Source organism: Streptomyces sp. MnatMP-M17, assembly GCF_900091995.1.
In the GTDB taxonomy this organism is placed as follows: Bacteria; Actinomycetota; Actinomycetes; order Streptomycetales; family Streptomycetaceae; genus Streptomyces.
Window position 1 is genome coordinate 1 of sequence record NZ_FMDK01000429.1, and the last position, 3,023, is coordinate 3,023.

The window sequence follows — 3,023 nt, forward strand, 5'->3', positions numbered from 1 at the left end:
CCAGCCGGTCCGCCCACGCGGGCGGCACGGCGAGCACGGCCCAGAGCCGCTCCGAGGGCCGGGTGTACGGCGGCACCAGCCGCTCGCGCAGCCCGGTCACCGGCCGCGGCACATGGCCGAATCGGCGCAGCCGCTGAGGCCATGAGGGCGGCGTTCCGCCGGCGTCGTGCCCCTGGAGGGCTTCAGGCGCAGTACTGGTCACCGCGCCATCGTAGGGAACGCCGCTGTGCGTGGGGTGCTCCGCGCCCTGCGAGGATGGCGGGATGGCGGACGGGACCGGCGGACGGAACGGCGCACGGATGGTGGACGGATGGCGGATGAGGCGCGGATGAACGGCACGCTGGTACTCGCGGGAACGCCCATCGGCGATGTGACGGACGCGCCGCCGAGGCTCGCGGCCGAGCTGGCGGGCGCGGATGTGATCGCCGCCGAGGACACCCGTCGGCTGCGCAGGCTCACGCAGGCGCTCGGCGTGCAGACGCGTGGCCGGGTCGTCTCGTACTTCGAGGGCAACGAGTCCCAGCGGACACCCGAACTGGTCGAGGCGCTGACGGGCGGTGCCCGGGTGCTGCTGGTCACCGACGCGGGCATGCCGTCCGTCTCCGATCCCGGCTACCGGCTGGTGGCGGCGGCCGTCGAGCATGAGATCCGGGTCACGGCCGTACCGGGGCCCTCCGCCGTACTGACCGCGCTCGCGCTCTCCGGGCTGCCCGTGGACCGCTTCTGCTTCGAGGGCTTCCTGCCGCGCAAGGCGGGCGAGCGGCTCAGTCGGCTGCGGGAGGTTGCCGACGAGCGGCGCACGCTCGTCTACTTCGAGGCGCCGCACCGGCTCGACGACACGCTCGCCGCGATGGCCGAGGTCTTCGGCGCCGGGCGCCGGGCGGCCGTCTGCCGGGAGCTGACCAAGACGTACGAGGAGGTCAGGCGCGGCGGTCTCGGTGAGCTGGCGGCCTGGGCGGCCGAGGGCGTACGCGGCGAGATCACCGTGGTCGTGGAGGGCGCGCCGGCGCCGGGGCCCGGGGAAGTCGGCCCGGAGGAGCTGGTGCGGCGGGTACGGGTGAGGGAGGAGGCGGGCGAGCGGCGCAAGGAGGCGATCGCGGCCGTGGCCGCCGAGGCCGGGGTGCCCAAGCGCGAGGTGTTCGACGCGGTGGTGGCGGCGAAGAACGAGGCGCGTACGGGGTCGGCGCCGTCGCGTACGTCGTCGTAGAGGCGCGTAAGGGCGTGCACGCTGTTGTCGTAAGGGCGCGCGTACATCCCGTCCCAGAACCGGCGCACGCCCCGCCAGGGAGCAAAGGACTATCGTGAAATGTAAAGCGCAGACCGCGAGTCGGGCCTTTTGGGCATGAGAAGGCCAAGACCAATCCATTAATCGACAGGGGCTGATGCGCTCCCGCCGGCATAGGCGTCCACTGGGTCAGTGGAGAGGAGCTGGCATGAGTGAGATCACGGGCACCGCCGTCGCACACGAGGCATATGCCTTTTGCTGTATGCGCTGTGGGCACGGCTGGGAGCAGGCATACGACATAGAGCATCACGTCGACGGCTCGGGCCAGAATTACGTCGTCTACAAGGCGGACGGGATACGGGTCCCTTCCCCGTTGTCCAGCCCGTCCTGCACCAACTGCGGCGGGCATGTCGTACGCATCATGCGTTCGGGACAGGTCTCGTCGGTGCGGGCGCTGATGATGGAGCAGTACCACCCGGCGAAGAGCAAGCGGGGCGCGACGGCGGACGCCGCGACGGCGGGCACGGCGGGGGGAACGGAGCCCGAGGAGATACCCGCCGGATCCGCCGAGGAGATACCCGTCGGAGCCGCGCAGGGCAGCACAACGACAGGGCAGGCGACCGGGCATCACCACTGGCATCTGTCGGACCTGCTGCACCCGTTCCACCACCGCAAGTGAGCCACCTGTTCGACCCGTACCACCTGTACCACCCGTACCACCTGGTCCACCCGCTGACTGTGTGCGTGAGCGCACGCGCGTGAGGCCACGGACGCGGCCCTCCGTAGGATCGCGTCCATGAGTTCGAAGCAAGCCCCGCCGCCGCTGCCCGAGCCCCTGCGGGTACCGGTCACGGATTCGCACACCCATCTGGACATGCAGGACGGCACCGTCGAGGAGAGCCTGCGCAAGGCCGCCTCGGTCGGTGTGACGACGGTCGTCCAGGTGGGGTGCGACCTCAAGGGTTCCCGCTGGGCCGCCGAGACGGCCGCGGCGTACGAGAACGTCCACGCGGCGGTCGCCCTCCACCCCAACGAGGCTCCCCGGATCGTGCACGGCGACGCCGACGGCTGGTCGCGGCAGGGCGCGCGCGAGGGCGGCGGCGACACGGCCCTGGACGACGCCCTGGCCGAGATCGACCGGCTGGCCGGCCTGTCACAGGTGCGCGCCGTCGGCGAGACGGGACTCGATTATTTCCGGACAGGGCCCGAGGGCGTGGCCGCGCAGGAGCGTTCCTTCCGCGCGCACATCGAGATCGCCAAACGCCATGGAAAAGCGCTGGTCATCCATGACCGGGAAGCGCATGCCGATGTGCTGCGTATCCTCGCGGAGGAAGGCGCTCCGGAACGTACGGTGTTTCATTGCTATTCCGGCGACGCGGAAATGGCCGAAGTGTGTGCGGCGGCCGGTTACTACATGTCCTTCGCCGGCAATGTGACTTTCAAAAACGCTCAACCGTTGCGCGACGCGCTCACCATAGCGCCGCTGGAGCTTGTTCTCATCGAGACGGATGCTCCCTTTCTCACCCCTGCGCCCTACCGCGGACGGCCTAATGCGCCGTATCTCATTCCGGTCACCTTGCGAGCGATGGCCGAAGTGCGCGGGATCGGCGAGGACGCCATGGCCGAGGCGATCGCGGGCCATACGGCCCGCGCGTTCGGCTACTGACGCGTCGCGGCAGGCACCGGCGCGGCGCGGCCACCGCGACACTGCGTAGTCGAGCCGCTTTGGAGAGTAACCGCCACTCCGCTAGTGTCCGGGCCCCGTCCCGCCTTCGTGGCGGGGGGGGGGGGGCGGGGG

Annotated in this window: 3 protein-coding genes and 1 pseudogene; 3 read left to right on the plus strand and 1 reads right to left on the minus strand. The window is 70.8% G+C overall.

All coding sequences use genetic code 11. From position 1 onward, the window contains the following. A pseudogene (locus GA0115259_RS19580) lies at positions 1 to 202 on the minus strand (phospholipid carrier-dependent glycosyltransferase); the annotation flags it as partial. A gap of 126 nt (positions 203 to 328) precedes the next feature. Here GA0115259_RS19580 and rsmI point away from each other — a divergent pair. The 3 genes from rsmI (at position 329) to GA0115259_RS19595 (ending at position 2,891) form a co-directional block, all read left to right on the plus strand. Then, the gene (gene rsmI / locus GA0115259_RS19585) at positions 329 to 1,207 is read left to right on the plus strand and encodes a 16S rRNA (cytidine(1402)-2'-O)-methyltransferase (protein WP_093598718.1); all 879 of its coding nucleotides are present in this window, start codon (positions 329 to 331) and stop codon (positions 1,205 to 1,207) included. Between the two features lie 226 nt (positions 1,208 to 1,433). Further along, entirely contained in the window at positions 1,434 to 1,904 is a 471-nt protein-coding gene (locus tag GA0115259_RS19590) for a hypothetical protein (RefSeq protein ID WP_093598712.1), read from the plus strand. Between the two features lie 117 nt (positions 1,905 to 2,021). Beyond that, complete coding sequence (locus GA0115259_RS19595) at positions 2,022 to 2,891, plus strand: TatD family hydrolase (protein WP_093598715.1); 870 nt, start codon at positions 2,022 to 2,024, stop codon at positions 2,889 to 2,891. Positions 2,892 to 3,023: the final 132 nt, after the last annotated feature.